At 43.9% G+C, this 24542-nt stretch carries 14 protein-coding genes; all 14 read left to right on the forward strand.

Annotated features, from left to right (window positions below; genetic code table 11):
* The first annotated feature begins 15 nt into the window (after positions 1-15).
* The 14 genes from AC3WTJ_RS02245 (at position 16) to AC3WTJ_RS02310 (ending at position 24363) form a co-directional block, all read left to right on the forward strand.
* Positions 16-855: a sialate O-acetylesterase gene (locus tag AC3WTJ_RS02245; protein ID WP_492520371.1), complete on the forward strand. Its 840-nt coding sequence runs from the start codon at positions 16-18 to the stop codon at positions 853-855.
* Between the two features lie 177 nt (positions 856-1032).
* Complete coding sequence (locus AC3WTJ_RS02250; protein WP_492520955.1) at positions 1033-2880, forward strand: sensor histidine kinase; 1848 nt, start codon at positions 1033-1035, stop codon at positions 2878-2880.
* A gap of 26 nt (positions 2881-2906) precedes the next feature.
* Complete coding sequence (locus AC3WTJ_RS02255) at positions 2907-4508, forward strand: response regulator transcription factor (protein ID WP_492520372.1); 1602 nt, start codon at positions 2907-2909, stop codon at positions 4506-4508.
* 131 nt (positions 4509-4639) lie between these two features.
* Complete coding sequence (locus AC3WTJ_RS02260; RefSeq protein WP_492520373.1) at positions 4640-5629, forward strand: ABC transporter permease; 990 nt, start codon at positions 4640-4642, stop codon at positions 5627-5629.
* A 15-nt stretch (positions 5630-5644) separates the two neighbouring features.
* Positions 5645-6526 (forward strand): carbohydrate ABC transporter permease, encoded by an 882-nt coding sequence (locus AC3WTJ_RS02265; RefSeq protein WP_492520374.1) that lies wholly within the window; start codon positions 5645-5647, stop codon positions 6524-6526.
* A 42-nt stretch (positions 6527-6568) separates the two neighbouring features.
* Complete coding sequence (locus AC3WTJ_RS02270) at positions 6569-8239, forward strand: type 2 periplasmic-binding domain-containing protein (protein ID WP_492520375.1); 1671 nt, start codon at positions 6569-6571, stop codon at positions 8237-8239.
* A gap of 215 nt (positions 8240-8454) precedes the next feature.
* Entirely contained in the window at positions 8455-9393 is a 939-nt protein-coding gene (locus AC3WTJ_RS02275) for a carbohydrate ABC transporter permease (RefSeq protein WP_492520376.1), read from the forward strand.
* Positions 9394-10236 (forward strand): carbohydrate ABC transporter permease, encoded by an 843-nt coding sequence (locus AC3WTJ_RS02280; protein WP_492520377.1) that lies wholly within the window; start codon positions 9394-9396, stop codon positions 10234-10236.
* A gap of 78 nt (positions 10237-10314) precedes the next feature.
* The gene (locus tag AC3WTJ_RS02285; RefSeq protein WP_492520956.1) at positions 10315-11658 is read left to right on the forward strand and encodes an ABC transporter substrate-binding protein; all 1344 of its coding nucleotides are present in this window, start codon (positions 10315-10317) and stop codon (positions 11656-11658) included.
* Positions 11659-11721: 63 nt separating this feature from the next.
* Entirely contained in the window at positions 11722-13533 is a 1812-nt protein-coding gene (locus tag AC3WTJ_RS02290; protein ID WP_492520378.1) for a cache domain-containing sensor histidine kinase, read from the forward strand.
* Positions 13526-15133 carry a response regulator gene (locus AC3WTJ_RS02295; RefSeq protein ID WP_492520379.1) on the forward strand — a complete coding sequence of 536 codons (1608 nt, stop codon included), beginning with the start codon at positions 13526-13528 and terminating at the stop codon, positions 15131-15133. Before AC3WTJ_RS02290 ends, AC3WTJ_RS02295 begins: the two co-directional genes overlap by 8 nt.
* A gap of 116 nt (positions 15134-15249) precedes the next feature.
* Entirely contained in the window at positions 15250-20547 is a 5298-nt protein-coding gene (locus tag AC3WTJ_RS02300) for a glycosyl hydrolase 115 family protein (RefSeq protein WP_492520380.1), read from the forward strand.
* 117 nt (positions 20548-20664) lie between these two features.
* Entirely contained in the window at positions 20665-22224 is a 1560-nt protein-coding gene (locus AC3WTJ_RS02305) for an Ig-like domain-containing protein (protein WP_492520381.1), read from the forward strand.
* A 36-nt stretch (positions 22225-22260) separates the two neighbouring features.
* A complete protein-coding gene (locus AC3WTJ_RS02310) occupies positions 22261-24363 on the forward strand; it encodes a CBM96 family carbohydrate-binding protein (RefSeq protein WP_492520382.1) in 2103 nt (700 codons plus the stop codon).
* Positions 24364-24542 lie beyond the last annotated feature (179 nt).

Consider the following 24542-nt stretch of genomic DNA (forward strand, 5'->3'; position numbering starts at 1 on the left):
CGTTAAAGAGGTGTGATGAATTTGTCCAGTATTGTTGTTTCAGGCAGCGCTTCACTGATGACCCTCAAGCCAGGAACGATCGACAGCCCATTTTCCGAGCGGACTGCAGAGGTGCCGGTTCATCGCCGCAACTTCAATAAAGACTTGCATTTGTACTTGTGTATCGGTCAGTCGAACATGGCAGGCAGAGCTCCAATTGAAGAAGAAGATCAGGGAATCATAGAAAGAGTCTACTTGTTGAATAACAACGATCAATGGGAGCCTGCGCAAACAGGGGAATATGGCATTCAAGGACATCAAGGGTTCAATCGTTTCTCAACGGTCGAAGTTGCGAGCAAAAAAAACGGTTTAAGTCTAGTACTACCCTTTTCAAAGGTAATCGCCGAACGAGTCCCTCATGCAGAGATTGGCATTATCTCCAATGCAGTAGGAGATACCAGCATTGCCAAATGGCAGAAGGAAGCTGGCACGGGATTGTTCGAGGAAGCCGTAAGAAGAACCAAGGTAGCAATGGATTATGGCCAAATGAAAGGGATTTTATGGCACCAAGGAGAAGCGGATCGGTATAATGACTATTATATCGAGCATTTGGAACTGTTTGTTAAAGATCTAAGGTCTGAATTAGGTGTAGGTGCTAGCGAGGTGCCATTTATTGCAGGACAATTGCTTCCCGGCAGCAAATATGAGCTGTTTAATACGACTTTGATTGTTAAAATTTCAGATAAAATTGCAAATTCAGCTTATGTAAGCAGTGAAGGAACAGGCTCAATCGGTGATAATACCCATTTTAATTCGGAGAGTCAACGGATTTTGGGTAAACGTTATGCATTTAAAATGTTAGAAATGATGTGTTAATGCCGCTTATAATGCGGCTTTTTTAGTTTTTGGAGTTTTGCTCGGCAAGGAGCTTAGAAATCCTGTTATTTTTAAAGATATCTCTACAAATAACAGAGGCGCGCTTAATTGAATTAGAGTAAACTTAGGGCAGACAATTCAGTCTTCTATACGAGAGCGGGAGGATAGAAATTGGTTATGCGAAAAAGCTTCTCGCGAAAATTGATTATCAGCTTAGGCGTCGTCATGATGATTACGTTTGCTGTTTCCGGTTATATTACGTATAAAATTCATTTGCATTTGTTTACGGAAGAAATCAGCACGCAATTTTCCAAGACAAACGAACAAGCTGCTGCCCGTCTGGATCTACAAATTCGCAACATTTATAAAATTTCAAACTTTATTGTGTTCCATCCTTATGTGGAGCAGGTATTGAAACGATCGGCACAGTCGGAGAAAAGGGAGACATATACGCAGTTATCTGACCAAGATGAGCTGAACAATTTGTTGTACCAAGTTAAATATGATGAGCCGAAGTTGTTCTCAATGTATCTCTACGACGTACAGGATAATGGATTTATTTTCGGGGGAGCTAATGCGCCCTCGACAAGGCTGAGCAAGGAGATTTATTTTGATATCAAGGAAAAACTGGAGGGCTCTTTTGGTAATCTGATCTGGTTCCCATTGCAGCTGCCAAGTGATAGTACGTCATCTGGCGTCAGGCAGCTTTTTGCAGCTGCACGGCAGATGAAGACGGTTAGTCAGGACCAATACGGCATGATGGTCATGCTGTTCGATCAATCCCTGATTTCCGAATACTTGAATGAACTTGTGAAAGATGAGCAAGCCAATGTGTTCCTGTATGATAAAATGGATAACCTCGTTTACAGCGATATGAATCTGCTCTCCGGTGTGCCTGAACCGGGCAGCATTACGAATAAAAGTGTGGATCTTGTTGACGGAAATCCGTATCTGTATTCGAAAAGTCGTTCTGGACAAGTCGATTTCACACTGGTCAGCCGTGTTTCACTAGATGACCTGCAATCGAAAAGCGGAATTATTCTTCAGGTTAATGTTGTCATTGGGATTATCAGTGTCGCATTGGCAGGGCTCTTGGTGTTCTGGACAGGCAATCGACTGTTTAGGCCGCTTCATCGGTTAGTTCAAGGTATGCGGCGAATGCGTGAGGGGGATTTTCAGATTCGGTTGGAGACCCGCAGCGATGATGAGCTGGGCTTTATGGCACATAGTTTTAACGCGATGGCGGAGAACCTCGATAAGTTGGTAAAGGAAGTATATGAGCGTCAATTGAGTGAGCGTGAAGCGGAACTTACGGCGATTCAGGCACAGCTGAACCCGCATTTTTTGCATAACACGTTGGATACTATTTATTGGAAGTTGTACTTACAAGATGACCACGAAACAGCTAAGCTGGTGGTATCGCTCTCGGATATGCTGCGCTATGCCTTGGAGCCGGTTGACCTGCCTACGACATTACGTGACGAGTTTACGCAAATTCGCAACTATTTGACGATCCAGACTCACAGGTTCGGACACGAGCTAGAAACAGTTGCTCAACTGGAGGAAAGTATTGAACAACTGCCGGTACCACGGTTAATTTTACAGCCGCTTGTCGAGAATGTGTTCATGCACGCGTTTACGGAAATGGCGACTGGTCAAGCGCTGATTATTCGGGCATTTCGGGGTACAGTTAAGTATAGGGAACAAGAGGACAAACTAGAAGCTATCGTAATAGAAATTATAGACAACGGCAAAGGAATCGCCGAAGATCAGCTGAATGCGATTTGGCAATCCGCAGATAACCCTGGTTTTACAAGTGAATCCTTGGGGAGTACGTGGCGATCGGAAGAGGGAATGAAAAAAAGAAGGCGCATTCATATCGGCATTCGGAGTGTTATCCGCCGACTGAATTTACTGTACGGGGAGCCTTACGGTGTACAGATTGAATCCAAGCTTGGTTCGGGTACAACTTTCCGGTTACTGCTCCCACTAACGAAAGATGATGAGTTGGATTTGCCTAATTGAGAGTCTTAGGAGGGAGAGGGAGTAGAATGAGAGGATCCATCATGATCGTCGACGATGAGCCATTAATCCGCAAAGGATTGACCAAGCTGATTGAGTCCAATGATTTGGGGTGGGTCGTTGCAGGCGAAGCCGGCAATGGAAGGGAAGCCATCCACAAACTGGCGCAGGCGAAGCCTGATTTAATTATTAGCGATATCCGAATGCCGATTATGGACGGTTTGGAGCTGGCGAATTATGTGTGGGAGCACTGTTCGCACACGATGGTCATCATCTTGACAGGGTACCGGGACTTTGAATACGCGCAGGCTGCGGTTCGTTATGGCGTTAAGGAATTTCTGCTTAAACCGTGCCCTGAAGATGACATTTGTGGTGTGCTTCGGCAGGCGTACACACAGTTCCTGGAAAAATCCGAGTACCAGGAAAAGGAGCGCAGGGCGCTTCGCGTGCGAGAAGATCATGCTGTTCGTGCCACACTGCTGCGACTTCCTCCGCTTGCAGGAGGAGAAGTTCTGCGGCCCGAGGAATTGCTTGAAGGACATGTCTTCTGGTTAGTTTGCGTCGATACCTTTCTGCCGGAAGGCAAAGAGTATCGACCCGAGGATGGGACGCTGCTGCAATTTGCCGTGGTGAATATTATAGAAGAACTGCTGGAATCGAGCGGCTCTCTAGGTCGTTGGATCACGGTCGAGTACGGCCGATTTGCCTTTTTTACGGAGCCAGCTTCTGATCATGTTCGTTTCTTTCAAGAATTATGTGAAACAGTACAGCGCTTACTGGGAATCTCACTCACGACTCTGTCACTAGGACTTGTCAGTTCAGCGGAGGAAGTCAGTTCGATGTACAGACGTCACGAATTGGAAGCGCCTGCGTCCATGTCTACTCTTACGGGAAGCCCGCTTGCATTAGGAAGGGAAACAGATGAGGTCACAGCCTCTGGTACAGACGCGGCGGTTACTCCTGCACCGGGAACCGTCGATGAAACCAAGGTACGCACGGTCCAAGCAGAAATTACCTCTTTCCTGCTATTGGGCCGACATGCAGAGTTGTCCGCTTTTTTATGTCAAAGGTTCTGGGAAGATCCGCACGCTTCAATGCCACAGTGCCGAGCAGACGCGCTTTGTTTGGCATTGGCAATCCGCGAGGTGTTGCGCAAAGAGATTGCTGCAGCGCAAGATTGGGATATCGGAACGGAAATTCAAAAGCTCCGCTTAATGGTATCAAGGGAAGAAGTCGGCGAATGGGTTATGGAACGCATTGCGGTGATGGAGCAAACGCTGGCTAGTTGGCTAGAGGAACGCAACAGTAGATTGGCCGAAAGGACGATACGGTACATTGAACAGCATTACGAACAGGAATGCAGCTTAGTTAGCGTAGCATCCCAGATGCATTTGAATCCGAACTATTTTAGCAACTTGTTTAAAAAGCAAACCGGTGAAAGCTTCACGTCGTACTTAACGCGTTTCCGAATTGATAAGGCTAAGATGCTGCTAACCAACACAGACATGAAGGTTTCAGAGATTGCAGAAGCGGTAGGGTACACAGACTCCAACTATTTTGCGACTGCTTTCAAACAGGTAGTAAGTAAACCTCCCACCGAATACCGCAAGATGCACCAGCTTAATAAATGAGAATGGAGAGGCCGGCAGAATGCCGATGCCTCTTTTTTTCTGTGAATTTCTAAGATAACGCCGTAAATATCGAAGGCTTGCTCAGGACAGCCCTTATATAATAGAGATAAGTCAACAACCTGAGAGGAGCTTTGCAATCTATGTCAACCGCACCAATGTCCACAAACTCCGTTACAGCAGCACCCGAATCCAGCGCGGAATTGCAGCGACGCATGAGGCAGGCATCCCGCCGGCGAAGATGGAAAGCGAACATTCCCTTAATGCTCCTGTTTATCCCGGGCCTCCTCTTTTTTGCGATTTTCAAATATGCGCCAATGGGTGGTTTGATTATTGCTTTTAAGGATTATAATTTTTTTGACGGCGTTTTTGGAAGTGAATGGGTCGGTTTTAAGAATTTCGATACGATTTTTAAGCAGCCTCAGACCGTCGGCATCATTCGTAATACGATTATCCTCAGCATACTGAATGTGTTTGTCGGGTTTCCCTTTCCTATTCTCCTGGCAATTATGTTAAACGAAGTTAAAAAGACATGGTACAAACGGACCATTCAAACAATTGTCTACCTGCCCCATTTCTTCTCCTGGGTCATTATCGGCGGTTTTGTACTAACTTTGTTTTCAACGGAATCGGGCACGATCAATCATGTCTTAAAAAGCTTGTTAGGGGAGCCGTTCCCATTCCTGTTCAACGCTGGATCATGGATTACGATTTATGTCGGCTCCGGCATCTGGAAAGAGATGGGCTTCAGCGCAATCATCTATTTGGCGGCATTAACCTCCATTGATCCTAGCTTATACGAGTCGGCTAGTCTGGAAGGGGCAAACAAGTTTCAGCAAATCCGTCATGTAACACTTCCCGGAATTAGTACGACGATTGTTCTGATGTTTATTTTGGCCATGGGCCGATTGATGGAAGTGGGCTTCGACCATGTCTATATTCTTCAGAATCCGACGGTGTCGAATGTAGCGGATGTCATCAGCACCTTCATGTACCGAATCGGTCTGCAAGGAGCACAATTCAGCTTGACGGCGGCAATGGGACTATTTGAATCCATCATCGGTCTGATCCTTGTCTTAACGGCGAATGCATTAGCTCGTAAATACGACAAGGGGCTTTGGTAAAGGGGGAATATACAAATGAAATCGACCGTAGGAGAAAAGTGGTTTTATACAGCTAATTATATCATCCTGGCGCTGCTAGGCATCACCTGTCTATTTCCGCTTATTAACACAATTGCCGTCTCACTCAGCGATACGCATGCGATTGCTTCTGGTAAGGTAACCTTTTATCCAATAGGGTGGAATATCGAAGCCTACATTTCTATGATCCAAGGAACGCGCATTCTTTCCGCATTGCAGAACAGCACCATCATTACGATTGTTGGTGTAACGTTAAGTATGACCGTAACAATTATGACCGCGTACCCCATCTCCAGAGGCATATTCTACGGCCGTCGCTTCTTTACCTTAGCCATGGTATTTACGATGCTGTTCTCCGGAGGACTAATTCCGACTTACCTAGTCGTGAAATCGCTCGGATTGATGAACTCCTACTTTGCGCTCTGGTTGCCGGCGCTTATCAGCACTTACAATTTGCTCGTCATGCGAACGTTCTTCGAGAACATTCCGAGTGAAGTCGATGATGCAGCCAGAATTGATGGTTGTTCGGAGATGGCTTATCTGATGAGAATCGTCTTGCCGCTGTCCATGCCGGTCATTGCGACAATAACGTTATTCTACAGTGTCAGCTACTGGAACATGTTTATGAATGTTTTGATTTATATTAACGATACGAGCAAGTTTAACATGACCGTGCTCATCCAGAAAATGATTCAAAGCCAGAACCTGCTGCAGGAGTTGGTCAACAGCGGTGCCACCTCAGGCGTCACTGTGGATGTTGTGCCGGAATCGCTGAAAGCGGCGGGGGTACTCATCATGGTCCTTCCCATGCTGCTCGTTTATCCCTTCCTGCAAAAGTATTTTGTTAAGGGTGTCATGTTAGGGTCCGTAAAGGGCTAGGCTTGAAATCATAGATCATCCATAATCGAGAGGGGTTTCCAAATGAAAAAACAATTGAAACTAACCGCACTGTTGGCGCTTTCGCTATCTGGCCTGACTGTACTGGCCGCCTGCGCATCGAACTCGAGCGATGGCAAGAAAGCTGGAGAAGGAAAATCGGAAGCGCCCAAGAAGGATATAACCGTATCGATTTACGATCGGGGCGCAGTATCTCCGGATGCCGGCACGATCGAAAACAACGCTTGGACCAAATGGATTAACGATAACGGTCCGGCTAATGTGAAATTCGTCGCGATTCCGCGGACGAAGCCAGAGGAAAAGATTAATGTCCTGTACGCCTCAGGCAGCGCGCCGGATCTGCTATTCGAATTCAATCCGAAAGCCAGAGATCCGCTGCAGCAGCAAAAGCAGTTCATGCCTCTCGATGATTTGATCGAAAAGTATAGCACCGATTATAAAAAATTACTAAAGGACAATCCCTTGCTTAAAAAAGCCGGCACGAAAGATGATGGTAAACTTTACTATTTCGGTCGAATTAACCGTGGCGGGCCAAACCGGGGGTTATTTATTCGTACCGACTGGTTGAAGAAGCTGAACCTGTCTATGCCGAAGACGACAGAAGAATTATATACGGTGCTGAAAGCATTCACGGAGCAAGATCCGGATGGAAATGGAAAGAGAGATACGTACGGTATTTCCCTGAGCGGCAATTCCGCATATAGCTTAAGACAGATGTTCGGCGGCATGTCCAAATGGATAGTCAAGGATAACCAACTAGTACTGAATTGGGATCGCTCCACAGAATACTATACGTTAGCTAAGCGATTGTTTGATGAAGGTCTGATCGATAAAGACTTCGTTAACGATACGAATGGCGCCAAAGCCAAACAGGATTTCATTAACGGCAAGACCGGCATTTACGGATTCTTAAACCCGGATCCGATCACTGAGAAAATCGGGGTTATTGATCCATTAAAGAAAAACGTTTCGACAGCGGAGGTTGACTTCCTCCCATATCCAACAAGTCCGTTTGGCGCTTTCATGCCGACACTTTCGAACCCTGTACAAATGACGGCAGCCATTAGCGCAACGGCCAAAAATCCGGATGCCGTGATCAAGTATGTCGATTTCTTAAGTAAGGAAACGACAGGGAAAACACTCGAACTTGGCATCGAGGGAACGAATTACAAGGTCACGGAAGGGTGTCCCGAAGTTTTGGATGCGGCTAAGCAGAAAAAAGAAGTGACGGATCTGACCGTTGATATGCGGATGCTGCAGAGTGCAGCCCCTTACACCAAATGCGATGCACCACTGATCAAGTTCAAGAGTGATCCGCGGAAGGAAGAGTATCAGAAGTTCCAGGATGATTTCTTTAAAACGTATTTGAATTTTGACCGTTCTTACCCGGAATTGACCATTTCCGAACATATGCCGACACCATCGAAGGATCTTAATATCATTGAAACAAACACAGACAAGGCAATTGGCGATATTTGGCTGAAGGCGATTGTGAGCGGCGAGAAATATTCGATCAACCAAGCGTTGAAAGATGCACAAGATGCTTGGAGCAAAGCTGGCGGTGCCCAGGTAGAAGAGTGGTATAAGAATTGGTACGAAACGAATAAGGATAAAGCGTTCTTAGGCAAGGATGCAATCGAAATTTCCAAAAAGCAATACGAGGATTATAAGAAGATGGTTGGAAGCTTGAAGTAAAGCCTCGAACCAAATCAAAGGTATAAAGCGTGAGGCATAACGAAAAGTGAAAATTCAATTAGGATGGGGGATTCCTCCATCCTTTTGAGCATCGAATGCGGTGATTTCGAATTTGTCAATGCAGATAATTTTAAACAATATGATGAGTATATTACATTCCTTTCAGGGCCATCAATCTACTACAATAAGGTCATGAAAAGGAGTGAATGTACAGGATGATGAAAGCAAAGGCAGACGTGGTATCCAATTACCCCCATGCATCTGTGCGAAGAAGGGAGCGCATTCAATGGATTCCCTATCTGTTTATCGCACCTACCGTGTTGCTGATCGTATCGTTTTTGTTTTATCCGATGCTTAACGTTTTTTATTTCAGTTTCCTGAACTACAATCCAAGTAAGCCTTTTTATAATAGCTTCGCTGGCTTGGATAATTTTGTGAAAGTATTTACGGATGATCCGCTATTTCTGCAAAGTTTATGGATTTCTGCAAAATGGGTGCTTGTGGAAGTGACGCTCCAACTCGTCTTTGGCTTATTAGTTGCATTGGTACTTAATCAAGCATTTCGTCTTCGCGCTTTCTTCAGAACGGCTGCTATCATTCCCTGGGCCATTTCAGGCGTCATCACAGCCACCATGTGGTCATTCCTCTACAGCGAGCACAATGGCATGATGAATGACTTGCTGACGCGCTTGCATCTCATTCACAGCCCGATTGCTTGGTTAGGAGACACGAATTGGGTGTTTTTCTCCATTGTTCTAGCGGAGTTGTGGAGAGGTATTCCGTTTTTTACCATCACCATGCTTGCAGCGTTGCAGACCATTCCCTCTGAATTATACGAGTCGTGCAAGGTGGATGGTGGAGGTCGCTGGAGAGCATTTACTCAGATTACCTTGCCATTTCTAAAGAATTCTATTATTTTATCGACGCTGCTACGAGCAGTCTGGGAGTTTAATAATGTCGATTTGATTTTCACTATGACGAATGGTGGACCTGCGAATCATACGATGACCATGACCATGTATGTAGCCAATCAAGCCATTGTCGCCCAAAACTTTGGTTATGGATCTGCTTTGACGGTAATTGGATTCCTTATTTTAATGATTTTTGCAAGCAGTTATCTGAAGTTGAGCGGTTTTGGAAAGGAAGATAAGTAAATGAAGAGTATGATGCTTAGACAATTGGACCGCACGTTTACGCTGTATGTGCCCCTGTTGGTGGCCATGCTGTTTACCTTGCTCCCTTTTTATTGGACGATCGTAACCTCCTTTAAACGGGAAACAGATATCATCAAACGGCCTATTGTGTATTGGCCCAAAACTTTTACTCTGGAGAACTACGGGATTTCCTGGAATGCAGTCGGCTTCTCGAAATTTTTCCAAAATAGCTTGTTCGTCTCCATGTTTACCGTGCTTATTGTACTTCTTCTCTCTGTGCTTACCGGTTATGCCATAAGTCGATTCAGATTCTATGGCAAAAACGCCTTTCTTCTTATGCTGCTTTGTACTCAGTTTATCCCAGGTGCCATGCTGCTCATACCGCTTTTCCTCATTTTCAAAACGCTAGGTATGACGAGCAACCCGTTTAGTTTGATTATCACTTATAGTGTATTTCAGCTTCCATTTAACTCCATCCTGATGAGCGGATTTATTACGAACATCCCGGAGCAATTGGAGGAAGCGGCAATGGTAGACGGCTGCAGCCGATTGAAAGCGGTATTTTTGGTCATCTTCCCCATTCTGCTGCCCGGTATTGTTGCCACCACGGTATTTACGTTTATCGGGGCATGGAACGAATTTCTTTTCGGATTGATGCTCATTAACAAACCGCAGTTTTTTACCCTGCCAATCGGTTTGCGTTATATGCAGGGCGAATTTAACATGGCCTACGGCGCACTTGCGGCAGGCAGTGTCATTTCCTTGCTCCCGGTCGTTGTGTTGTTCGCCTTTGTTCAGAAATATATGGTTCAGGGAATGGCGGCGGGCGCTGTCAAAGGCTAATATTTCGGATGTACTCCTTTAAACGGGGATTCATCATATAACCCAAAAATATAGAAGGTGGGATTTACTTTGAAATGGATGAAGATAGCTTTGGCCATGACTTGCATTTCTATGACGATTGCTGGGTGCGGGACAAAACAGGATACAGCAGGTAACGGAACAGATTCTCAAGCTAAGCCAGTTGAAAGTGCAGCACCTGCGAGCAAAGAGAAAGTTACGTTAACCTTCTGGGATGATAATGCAGGGCCGAACCGAACGCCGTTTTATCAGGAAATGTTTAAGAAATTCGAAGAAAAATATCCGAACATACACGTTGAATATGTCGGAGTTCCACAGCAATCCTATAAACAGAAATTTGATGTCGCCATTGCTTCGAATGATACGCCCGATGTTGGCGCCGTAGCTAATAATTATGTATCTGATTTCACAGCTAAAGGCGCACTGCTTGCGCTCGATCCGTATTTTGATAAATGGTCGGATAAGGATAAGATGATTCCTTCCGTTGTCAATTTTATTCGTACGCTGGTGCCGGATAAAAAGCTGTATATGCTGCCGAATACGCTCTATATGGATTTGTTCTGGTATCGGCCGGATTTGCTCAAACAAGCCGGATTAAATCCTCCTGGAACGTGGGATGATTTTTTCAAGGATGTCGAAAAGCTGACGGATGCAGGGAAAAGTCAGTTTGGCTATTCGATGCGCGGCGGGACAGGTAGTATCAACCAATTAACAACGGTTATGTATTCATACTCCGGTATACCTAATTATTTTGATCAGAATGGCAAATCCACAGTTAACGATCCGAAAAACGTCGAATTCTTGAAGAAATATGCAGCATTGTATAAGAAGAACACGCCTACTAGCGACATTACCAATGGATACAAAGAAATGGTTGCGGAATTTGGAAGCGGTGCAACGGCTATCGTGCAACATAATTTCGGTTCCTACAACGACAATCTGAAGGCACTTGGAGAAGATAAACTAGCAGGCGTGCTGCTGCCCAAATCGGTGGATGGCAAACAAGTTGTGATTACGCAGCCTAACGGATACAGCATTTTCAAGAATTCGAAGCATCCGGCGGAAGCGTTCCAACTGTTAAGCTACCTGGCTTCCAGCGACATGCAGACCTATTGGAATCAAAACATTGGACAAATGCCGACGAATCAGGATTCCATGACCAGCGATTATGTAAAGAACTCTAAGCATCTTCAAGAAGGTTCCAAAATTCTGGCGGACAGCAGCACCAAAGTACTGGATGTTCCTGTTTATTTACCTGATTATGCAGGATTGCTCACGCAGCAACTGGAGCCAAACTTTCAAAAGGTACTCTCAGGAACGATGACAGCGGAAGAGTTTTTAAACGGTTGGGCGAAAGCTATAGAAAAATCAAAGCAAGATTATGATAAAATGATAAAAAAATAAAGGAAAGTCTTGTAATCGTGCTAGAAGTCTTTGAATGAGATTACTAACGGTGGAGGCGATAACATGAAAAAGGTACGGTCTATTACATCTACCATTCTATGGAGACTAATTCCAGGTCTTATCTTTTTAGTTGTTTCCTCCAGCGTTGTCTCCTACATTTTATCCGCAGAGCAGTTGAAGTCGAATGCTTACGACAACATTTATGATACCGTTTTCCAAACGAAAAACTACCTGGACGACCGACTTGGCGTATTATTAGCAGCGGTTGTCAACTTATCAGGCAGTAAGGAGCTGACTCAAACCTTAATTGCATCCGAGGAGCCAGATTTTACTCTGGGTCCGTCGGATTATATTGCGTTGAACCAGGCAACGAATCAAATTTTTACAAATGATTACTATGACATGGTCGACTCTGTTGTTCTATGGTATAACAATGAGTCCATTTCCTTTGCTAGAACAGATCGTTTCTTTCCACTTCAGAACTTTCCTGGTGCATCTTATTTAAAGCGAAGCAGCGAAAGCTCCTTTGAAACAGTCTTTTGGAAAAATATACATACAAGGGACCTTCCATCAGGAGACTTCAGCAGCCCGATGGTTGCCAGCTTTTATACATGGTTGGGCATAAAGGGGACAGCACCGCAGGGCGTGTTTATTGTTAACATCAAAGAAAGCTTTTTTTATAAAATTTTGAACTCACCTAAAATTAGTGATAACGGCTATTTATTTCTGCAAAGTCCTGATGGCATTATGCGGTTTAAGCCGGTAGCGGATAAATATGATCTCGATAAAGATGAGCTTCAGGAAAAACTGCTGCATGCGCCAAATGCAAGAGGCCGAATGGATGTCAAAAATAACAACGGCTCGAACATGGTTGTGATTTACGAAACAGTAGGTGTGAATCGTTGGAAGATTGCTGCCGTTTATCCCGAAGAAGAACTGCTCAGCAAGGTGAATTATATCAAATATGTCAGCATTGTAGTGATGTTGGCCACACTCATATTTGCAATCATGTACTCCAATCTTCTAGCCAGATACATTTCAAGGCCGATCAAACATTTAACAAAGCAAATCAATCACATTCGGGAAGGCAATCTGAATGTGAATGTACAACGTTGGCCGCAATACGAAATGGATACGCTAAATCACGGGTTGCAAGAAATGGTTGAAAGAATCAAAACTCTCTTACATCAGGTTGAGGTCGAACAAGAAGTGAAGAGACAGATTGAAATCTCCTTATTGCAAGCGCAAATACAACCGCATTTTTTGTATAATACGTTGTTTTCTATCAAACAGCTTTGTGATATGGGCGAATCAAGGGATGCCAGCAGGATGATCTCAGCCTTGTCGACCTTCTTTCGAATCTCCATCAGCAAAGGAGAAGAAGTTATTACCATCGATCAGGAATTGGAACAAGTCCAAATGTATTTGTTTATACAGCAAATGAGATACGGGGATTTATTTCAATATAAGGTTGATGTCGATCATGAAATTTTGAGTCAATCCATTGTAAAGTTGACTTTGCAACCTATTGTTGAGAACGCAATTTACCATGGGATCAAGAAGGGTGAGCAGCCGGGGGTAATTCGCATCAAGGGCTATAGTTCAGACGAAGATATTTATTTATATGTAGAGGATAATGGAGCGGGGATTGAACCGTGGAAATTGAATGAAATCAGGGAAGGATTGCTCCTAAAAAGACCGGTTCAAGTTGGTTTCGGCATCGTCAACGTTCACAGAAGACTCCAAATGATGTATGGACCGGAATATGGGTTGCAATATGATAGCGATCCCGACAAAGGAACAATTGTAACCATCAGAATCCGTAAAAGCAAGGATGAAGGTAAAGCTGATGGGGAGGGGAATGGTTATGCGTAACCTGATTATTGCCGACGATGACGTTATTATTCGAAGGGGACTAAGCAAAACTATCGATTGGGCAAGTTATGGGTTGCATCTCATTGGGGCGGCAGGAAACGGCAGAGAAGCGCTCCAATTCGCCGAAGAACTGAAGCCGGATATTGTTCTAAGCGATATTCGAATGCCTCATATCGATGGGCTGGAACTTGCTGAACAATTGCTGGCAAAATATCCTGATGTGAAAATCGTTTTAATGACAAGCTATGATGAATTTAAGTTTGCCCAGAAAGCACTTAAACTTAAGGTGTTCGACTATGTGCTTAAGCCCTTTGAGAATGAAGTATTACTTGAGACAATGCAACGGGCTGTTGCCGAATATCAACGCGAGAGCAAGGTGCGAAAGCAAATCTCTGACAGCATGCCGCTGATGCGGCAATTGTTCTGGGAGCATCTGATTTCAGGGCGCTTCCATGAAAACGAGCTTATGGCAGAAGCGCAATTTCTGGAAATTAACTTGCAGGCAGCTACTTATTTGACATGTATTGTTAAATTGGACGATTACCATTTTCCTAAAGTTCGGAATCGATATGGGCAAGAGATGTTAAGGTACTGCGTAAGCAATATTATTCAGGAAATGACGGCAGATCTAGAACAATGCCATATTTTTCATTATGACGGCGAAGAAATTGTAATCGCTTTCGGGGTTTCAGCTGATACGGAGATGAAGAAACAACTAATTCGAGAGATGATGGAGGAAATTTGTAAAAATGTTGAAAGATATTTGAAAACAACGGTTACGATCGGTGTCGGACCTATCTACGAGAATCCGATTTCGCTTCGGCGCTCTTATTTGGAAGCGAAAATGATACTGGAGTACCGGCACATTGTCGGCACGAATCAGGTGTTGATTGCGAGGGATATTGATCTTCAACCCCCAGTTGAAACGACTGTTCTGGAAGGCTGGAAGGATGAACTTCTTGTGAGAGTAAAATTGGGTATGAAAGAGGAATCACTTGCAATTATTAGAGAATTGGAACAAGACATTGTTAACCGGAAGATCGTGCCTCTGCAGGATATACATATACTGGGGACAGAGATTGCACTATTGCTGTATCGTGAGTTCTGGGAGTGGATTCATACATGGAAGATGGAGTTGAAGTTCGGCGGGTTCACCCACTTTTGTACGAATCTTCAAACATTGACAACCTCGAAAGAAGTATTCTCTACGATTCAAGAGTTTTTGCTCGAGTTACTAGCAGAAATTTGTTCCCGGCGCGATAGCCATCAAAAGCAACTGCTGAATAAAGCACACAAATATATTGAAGATAATTATAACCGTGAAGAATTATCCTTGCAGGAAGTTGCTGATTATGTAAATGTAAGCGCCGGCCATTTGAGTTCCATTTTTAAAAAAGTGGGCAATAAGGTCTTCTCCGATTATTTGTTGGAAGTTCGCATGAAATCAGCACTGAGTTTAATGAGTCGGGAAGACTGCAAATCCTATGAGGTTGCATACAGGGTTGGATTCAGCAATCCTCAATATTTTAGCGTCTGCTTTAAAAAGTATACAGGCTTCACACCAACGGATTATCGGAACGGGAGCCGCATGAGCACTTAAGAGAATTGCTTCGTATTTTTAACAGTTTGATGCTTTTTTTGTATTCGCTTTAATTTCGTTTACACCTAAAATAGGAAGCGTGTTGACTATATGTCAAGAGAAAGGGGAAGTGAAAAATGAATCATCGCATACAACGATGGCTTGCAAGGGGATTAGTTTGTGTACTATTTTTCCAGATATGCTTTGAAGTCGCGACTGTAAACGTAACTACTGCAAAAGCACAAGAATTGACACAACAAAGTAATATTTCTAGCAGCTATGTCTCCACAGTAAATGCAGGAAATAATTTCAAATTAGTGGAGAATGGTGTTTCAGCAAAACTATACGTGGACAAAAATGATTCTGTAAGCGTAATAAGAGCGGTTGGAGATTTCAAAAAAGATGTTAAAGGTGTTACGAATGCTGATGCGCAGGTCGTCAATACAGTTCCGACAAGCGGAAATGTTGTCATTTTCGGCACGATTGGCAGCAGCGCAGCTGTAGATATGTTGATTGCCAACGGCAAGCTAAATGTAGCCCAATTGAAAAAAGACGATGGGTCGTATAAATGGGAAGGCTTTATTATTGATGTTGTCGAAAACCCGGTTCCAGGCGTAGATCAGGCGCTGGTTGTCGCTGGAACAGATCGAAGAGGAACCATTTTTGGACTTTATGATATCTCTGAGAAAATGGGGGTCTCTCCGTGGTATTATTTTGCGGATGTCGCCATTAACCATAAAGAAAGCGTATACATAAAAGGGGATACGAACATTACAGATTCACCAGATGTTCAGTATAGAGGAATCTTTCTCAACGACGAAGAGAATCTGAATGATTGGGCAAAAGCACATACAAGTAACGGGACAATCGGACCGGATATATATGTTCATATCTATGAATTAATGTTGAGATTAAAAGCCAATTACATGTGGCCTGCGATGCATGTCAACGGATTTAATAATGATCCGAACAATGCAAGGCTAGCTGAGGAATATGGAATTGTAATGGGGTCAAGTCACCCCGAAATGTTCTTAAGAAACAATAATATGGAGTGGCCGCAGTGGCATACCGCTTACGATGCCGCTCACGGAACAAGCTCTGTATATGACTATACCGTAAGCCCTGTTGCCGTATTGCAATTTTGGAAAGATGCGCTTATGAGAAATAAGAACTATGAATCACAGTGGACACTTGGTATGCGAGGTGCCCATGATGAACCTTTTACCACGGCAAATATCAATAATGGAACTTTTCCTGGCGCAACTGAACAAGAAAGAAAAGTTAACCTGCTTGGCAAGATTATACAAGATCAAAAGAATATGATGAAAGATGTATTGGGGCAACAGGGATATGACAACGCCTTCAAAATGTTCATTCCTTATAAAGAAGTATTGCCTTTATATAACGCGGGCTTAGCGGTTCCGGATGAATTAACGATCATGTGGGTCGATGATAATCAAGGCTACATGCGAAGACTGCCTAATGCAGCGGAAAGACAAAGAAGTGGTGGACATGGTCTATACTATCACGTTTCCTATTGGGCACCCGCCGATCAAAGCTATTTGTGGTATGGAAATACGCCACTATCTTTAATGGGAGAACAATTGCAGAAATCATATGAGTCAGGGATTCAAAAAGCTTGGATATTAAATGTTGGTGATTTGAAACCATTGGAAGGCGAAATGGAATTCTTCCTGAGCTACGGCTGGGATGTTCATAAATATGAGAATAATTCGAAGAAATTCCTGTATGACTGGATGAGCAGAGACTTTGGCTCTCAGTATGCAGATGAAGTTACGGATATTATCAACACGAATTATCAACTGTCTTATAATAGAAGACCCGAGCAAATGAGAGTTGATTTCTTTGATCAATTACATTATGGGGATGAATCAACCAAGAGAATGCTCACCCTTCAAAATATTTTTGATCGAGCCAATGCCATTTATGACAGCTTGCCGGCGAATATGAAAGACGGTTTTTATGAACAGGTCCTAAGTAAAGTTCGTTGGTCCTATTATGTATTTAAGTCCTACTATTATGCCGATAGAAGCAACATGGCTTATGATCAGGGAAGACTTTCTTCCGCGAATAATTTCTTGGCTCTGTCTCAAGAGGCGGATCAGCAAAAGAAAACGGAAATAAATTATTACAACAAGACGTTAGCTGCAGGTAAATGGGATAAAATACTGGATCCTGAGATTCATCCGCCGCCACCAATATCTCAGCTGCCAGCAGGATCACCGGCTCTGAAATTGGGAAATCCTGAAATGGGCGCAATTGTGCAAGGGGAAGAAAAAGTAAGTGCTAATTCCGTTATTGAATTTTCTGAATTCAATCAAGGCGGCAAATATGTAGATATATTTAATAAGGGAGCGGGAAGCTTTAGTTGGAGCGCTTCTGCAGATAAAAGCTGGATTAATCTTTCCAAAACAAGCGGAATGATTGTAGATGAAGATCGTATTTGGGTAAACATGAGTAATATTTCCAGCCATGCTGGTGAATCTGGGACAATAACTTTACAAAGTGGAGCCATACAAAAAATCATTACCGTAAAAATAAAGGCAACTTCGATTTCTTTAAGTCAAGTGCAAGGTTACGCTGAAGCGGATGGTTACGTCTCCATAGAAGCAGAGCATTACAGCAGAAAAAATGATGTTGGTCAGGTACTGTGGCAACCGATTTATAATCTTGGAAGAAATACGGGAGATGTTATGAGAACCTATAACCCGACTCTTGCAAGAGTTCCAGAAAATCAAATCAAGGCTTCTGCACCTTCAATGGAATATGATGTACAGTTTGAAACGGCAGGAACTTTTCCATTGGAAATCTATAGAGTACCTACTTTAGATTCAATGGGAACAATTAAATTTGCAGTTTCCATTGATGATGGAGAACCAACTGTTATCTCCAGCGCAGTAGCAGATGAAGGCCAAGGCACAGACTGGGTGAAAAATTTCTTCCGGCATATTGAAAAGCATCTGACAAACGTTACTATCCCAACAGCAGGTAAGCACACTGTGAAAGTTTGGATGGTCGATAATTACATCATGATTGATAAGATGGTCATTTATACAAGTCCGCAAGGGATTTTGTATGCTGACAACGGACCTCCTGAAAGTTATAACAGCACGTATAACAAAGCGTTTTCAAGTGGATATGAGATGCTGCCTCGCACTGCTCCTGTCGCACAAACCGAGAAAGATGAACTCGCTCAGTGGGGAAGTGGTGCCGTTCTTGAAAAGAATGGTAAAGTATCGATCGAAGCAGAAATGGCCTCAGAGAATAGTGATTATGCAAAAGTCATCGCAAAAAGTGGGAATTCGTGGAGGATCACACAGTCGGATACAGGTTATGCAATGAGACTTCCAGACCTAGGCGGCCAGGTGAGCAATGCGGCAGATTTGGTAAGCAAGAGTCCTGAAATGCAATTTAAAGTCAAATTCTCAACGCCAGGGACCTATAACGTTTGGATGAGAACTAGGGTTATTGATGATGCTAGCGACTCTATCTATGGTGGTATTGATGGTAAATATACAACAGCGAGTTTCGATACTTCTCAACTGTTTAGCTATGACAGAGATGAAAAGTGGTTGTGGCCGAGAAGAAATGGCGTTATTACCGTAACTGCAGCGGGTGAGCATACCATCAATGTTTGGATGCGGGAAGACGGTATTTCAGTTGACAGAATTTATCTTACGACGGGATCAGAGACCCCTAATGATGCAAGCTGGGTTGTTTCTGAAAGAGAACAAGCAAACCCTGATACGATCATGTCGAATACGATTGCCGTCACTGAAAAGAAATTGCAGGATGCACCTGTACCTGTAGGTACGGATGTTGGTTCTTATGAAAAAGCGGATTATGATCTTTGGTTTTTTGCTTTACAAGAATTGAAAAACCTTAGAAATAGTGGTTCCAAAGATATGACAGTCATTAATGCGGCTATTACTAAGCTAATCGATGCAGAAAGTAAGCAAAGAAAGAATCAAAAATTACAAGATGGTCCTTTCAGTTATATTGCCTATCAAAATTTTGAGAACAATGAAATAGGTAAACTGCCATTTGGCCTTAATGTAGAAAGTATTACAAATGGAGGAACGGCTGCTGTAGTCGAAGAGGATGGAAAGCGATTTTTGCGACTTACAACTTCGAGTACAAGTGGATCTAAGGCCTTACTTCAATTGCCGTTTGGGGAAAACGGAGGTGCAGCTGGAAAAGAGCTGATTGTTAAGATGAAGGTAAGAGTGCCTCAGAGCGCACCATTCACCAATCTGGCTTATATTTCCAACGCTCCGGATGGTAAATATGCAATCGCATCAGGTCTTGATCGAAATAATGCTCAACAACAGAAGAATGTCATGATGCAAGATGCTAGTAATAAAAAAATGGTTGGCATTTATGAAGAAAATAAGTGGCAGGATGTTAAATTTGTTGTAAATACGGCTAACAAGAAATACAGCGGGTATTTTAATAATCAGCTGGTAGCTGACAATTTTACGTATAGAGCGCTGGACCGTGAAACGCTGAATTATCAACAATTTGGTTTGGATAATCAGCCGAACGGCATTTTTGATATCGACGACATGCAGGTATATGTGGCACCAACTGCAGAAGAAGTCGCTTATGCTCTTACAACGTTAACCTATCGCAACAATACTCTTATTCTTCCGAATAATTCTGACTACAAATTGGAGATTGCTAGCTCAAGTCAGCCTGAAATCATTTCAACCAGTGGCATAGTAACCCCTCAGAAAAATGACGAGGAAGTCACTGTGACGATCAAAGTTACCAAGCTTAATGATGGCACAACGGCAGTGTCTGCACCAATTACAGTACTTATAGAAGCGGCGAATAAGCTTGCTATACCTACTGCGAATCCGATGCCAGGCACCTATGTTGACGCACAAAAAGTAGCATTGGCAAGCGATACGGCAGGTGCAGAGATCTATTACACAACAGATGGAACCACACCTACGACGGGCAGCACCTTGTACATAGGCGAAATTGATGTTCGGGAAAGCACAACGATTAAAGCGATAGCAGTGAAAGACGGACTGGCTGATAGTAATGTCGCTGAATTTATGTATAAGATTGGAAGAGAAGCAGAGGCCTACACCATAGAAGCCGGCTTCAACCTAAATTCTTTGCAGCCAGGCGAGACGCTTACCGGAAAAGTGAAAGTTACCAATGTAGATGCAAGCGGACAACCAGTGCTGGTCATTGTCGCCTTGTATGACGGCAACGAACGGATGGTGAATGTGTCTTTCATTTCTAAAGTCGTTGCACAACGAAGCAGCGAATATCTCAGTGCCGGTTTTAAGCTTCCTGCCAATGTAGAGGGTTATGTTGCACGAATATTTGTATGGAAGGGTACTGATATAGAATCATCCAGCATGATCCCACTGGCAAATGGTACTACTACGTTGAGATAGTTTGGAGAGGATGGGGGCGGATAGTGCTCTCACGGGCTTTGCGTATTCCATAAACGGATACCTTCTGTCTCCATCCAACATGTTTTGTATCTACGATCAGGAAGAGGTGGTGAGTCTATGTTAAGAAAACAAGTACTGATGCTATTCGTAGTTATTGGATTAATGATGTGCAGCAATGCATATGCGGAGTCACCAGACTATCAAACGAATTGGGCATCCAAGGAAATTTCCAAGTGGCAGTCTTCCGGGATCGTCAGCGGCTATCCAGACGGGAATTTTAGACCGGATGCCCCCATTACACGAGCGGAATTTTTCAAATTAATTGCTGAAACGATGGGACTAACCACAACTGTGGAGACTCATTTCAAGGATGTTGAGGCGGATGCCTGGTATGCAGACTATATTGCGAAGACAGTTGCAGCGGGGTATGTGCAAGGGGATGGCGATCTTCAAGTAAGACCCAATGATCCAATCACACGTCAAGAAGTTGCGAAAGTGCTATCTCTAGCTTTTCATGTACAAACGGCTGCAACGGGATTAAATAACTTTAAAGATGCGAGAGACATTGCTGAATGGAGCAGAGGGTATGTTGGCGGGTTGGCGCAAGCTGGATATATTGCGGGTTATGAAGACCAATCTTTCAAACCAACTCAACAGATTACTCGCGCGGAGAGCGTCAAAATGTTTGACAATCTGGCGGGGGAACTGTTCGTGCGTTCAGAGACGTACGCGGATTTGGAAATTTTAGGAAATGCACTAATCAATAAAAAAGGCGTTACACTGAAAAATGTAAAGATCAAAGGAAATTTGTATATCACCGCAGGAGTTGGTGAGGGCAATGCTCAACTGGATGACACGATGGTTGCAGGAGAGGTTGTCATTACTGGTAAAGACATCTCCTTGACCATTTCCGGCAAAACGTCGATTAAAAGCATCCAAATTGCTGCCGAGGGCGTGAAGATAAACGGGCAAATCATAGATATGGGAAGTGTTGTGAAATTTGAAGATGGAAAAGTTACTGTCATAACAAAGCCAACGAACCCGACAAATCCGACAAATCCGACGACTCCATCGACTCCATCGAATTCAACGGGACCAACCGGCTCAACGGACTCGTCATCGGGCGGGGGCTCAACTGTACACGTAACAGGTGTAAGCTTGAGCCAGCAAGCAGTTTCGTTGAAGGTGGGCGAAGCGCTTACATTAACGGCTTCAATTGCACCGGCGAATGCGGATAATAAAAATGTGCATTGGTCCTCGAGCAATGAGGCAATAGCGACTGTAGCGAACGGCCAAATAACTGCACAAGCAGCAGGAAGCGCAGTGATCACGGTAACGACGTCTGATGGAAGTTATTCGGCAAGCTGCATGGTCACCGTAACGCAGCAGGATATTCACGAGGGGATCTACAATGTTACGACTACTGTCAACGCAGCGAATCAGCAGGTTACTCTTGAGGGCTATGTCGCTAGCAGCAGTGCGGAAACAGTTACGTTCAGAGTGATAGATCCTGAAGGAAATGTGGACTGGATTGGTCAGACATTAAGCGGCCCAGAAGGAAAGTTCGGTTTCACGTTCACACCGAGTAGCAAGATTCAAGGGGAATTCACAGCAGCGTTGGGAACAACTGAAATGGCTGCACCGATGTTGGTTAAGTTTAAGTATATAGCAGATTAAAACTAGATTGAAATAGGAAGGTGGGCAAAACACGAGATGAAGCTGCTATCCAAAATGCTCCTTATTGCTATCGTCGTCCTTATGTCTGCAGGACTCTCGCAAATTACTTCGGTACCAGCATACGCCGCGGATGCTCAACCGGTTGTGTATCATCCTACGATTGATACCTATGTACAGGGAAACAGCACAACGGTCAAAAAGAATGATCAAATTATTGATGTTAAGCTAAAGGGCGATAATGAAGGGGCAAATACGACCAGAGTAGCACTGTTTAAGTTCGACTTCAATGACTTTGCGGGAACTACAATAGAGCAAGCTAAAATCAGATTATATGCAACGACGGCGGATAGCTCGCCGACCAGAGAGTTGAAACTGTCCGGGATTCCTTACGGTTCGTGGGTAGATGACATCAATGCTTTGACTAGTGTCCCAACCAATAATGCAACGGAAATCGGCAGATTCTCGGTGTCGACCAGTGGTCTTCCCAAATGGTATGAAGTGGACGTGACTGATTATTTAAAAAGCCAATTGGCTGCCAAACAGGCATCTTTTAAACTGGAAGTAACGGTAGCTAATGATAAATCCAAAGTTACTTTTGCAAGTAATGAAGCGGCAAGCAACAAGCCGGAATTAGTGCTCTACAAATCCGAAGTTGAGCAGGTGAACACGGCGCCAGCTGCGTCCGATGTTGCCATTGACGGCCAGGCCAAAGTTGGTGGAACGTTAACGGGGCTTTACACATTTACGGATGCGGACGGCGATGCGGATGGAATGTCCACGTACAAGTGGCTCATGGCGGACTCGGAGAGTGGAACATACAGCTCAGTTCTCGGTGCGACATACCAAACGTTACAGCTCACTTCAGCGCTAAGCGGCAAGTACATCAAATTTGAAGTTACGCCGGTTGATGCCAAGGGGCTGGCTGGAGCAGCGAAGATGAGTGCGGCAGTCGCTATTGAAGCTGTTCCTGTCCATGAAGTTTATCATCCGGCGCTCGATACGTATGTTCAGGGAAACAGCACTTCTGTCAAAAAGAACGAAAAGGATCTTGTAGTTAAATTAAAGGGTACAAGTGAAGCAGCAAATACGACACGCGTGGCATTATTAAAATTCGACACCAGCCAGTATGATGGAAATCAGGTGGGGCAAGCGATTCTCCGTTTGTATGCGACGGCAGACACGGATTCGTTGGAGAATAGGGATCTGATGCTGTATGGGGTTCCGTATGATTCATGGCAAGAAGATATTGCCTCACTGGCAGCGATCCCTGCTAATGGAACTGAAATCAAGGGCTTCTCTGTAAAGAAGAGTGAAGTGCCTAAATGGTATGAAATTGATGTAACCAATTATATGAAAAGTCAAATGGGGACGAAACAGTTTTCCTTTAAACTGGTTGTCACAACAGCCGATGAAAAATCGAAAGTAGTTTTTGCAAGTAATGAAGCAACGGACAATAAACCTGAATTAGTGTTAGATAGCCGTCCTCCTGTATCGACGAACACGGCACCTGTTGCATCCAATGTAGGCATAAGCGGTGTGGCAAAGCCCGGAGAAACACTAACTGGAACGTATACGTTTACGGATGCAGATGGCGATGCAGAAGGAACCTCTTCCTACAGCTGGCTTATGGCGGATACAGAGAATGGTGTGTACAGCGCTCTGGTCGGCCAGACACAGAAAACGCTGCAGCTTACTTCCGCTCATGTTGGAAAATTTATCAAATTTGAAATTACTCCTGTAGACGCTAAAGGTCTGGCAGGGGAGACTAAGCAGAGTGCGGTAGTTGTTGCAATAGGTGCAGTAAACGAGGGGAATAAATTTACAGTAAATGTTACTTTCAATATGAGCAAACTTGAACCGTTAAAAACCCTTAACGCGAATGTAACGGCAGCTAATATTGGCGAGGTTGAGAAAGAAGTGCTTGTTGTCGTAGCGCTTTATAATCAGAACGATGAAGTCGTTAATCTGTCCTATTCATCCAAGAAGCTGGCAGCGGGACAAAGTGATCAGATTGTTGCTGGATTCAAGCTGCCTGGTGCTGTCGACGGTTTCAAAGCGAAAGTAGTCGTTTGGGAAGGAACAGATATTCAAGATGCAAGCATGATTCCCTTGTCAAATGTTGTTGTCCTTTTAAATTAGTCCTATTGCGAATCAAACCTCAGTTCCGCATGAATCGTTAACAGTTCATAGAGCGACTTTTCAAGTGTGAAGGCATACTGATAAGTCGCTCTATTCTTCATGCAGTTAGGCGAATTAGAGATGCCCAAAAAGTAGGATGATCTAAATAAATAACAGATAAAACTAATCATAGAAAGGTT

It is taken from the genome of Paenibacillus sp. FW101-FHT12H11 (genome assembly GCF_058790355.1).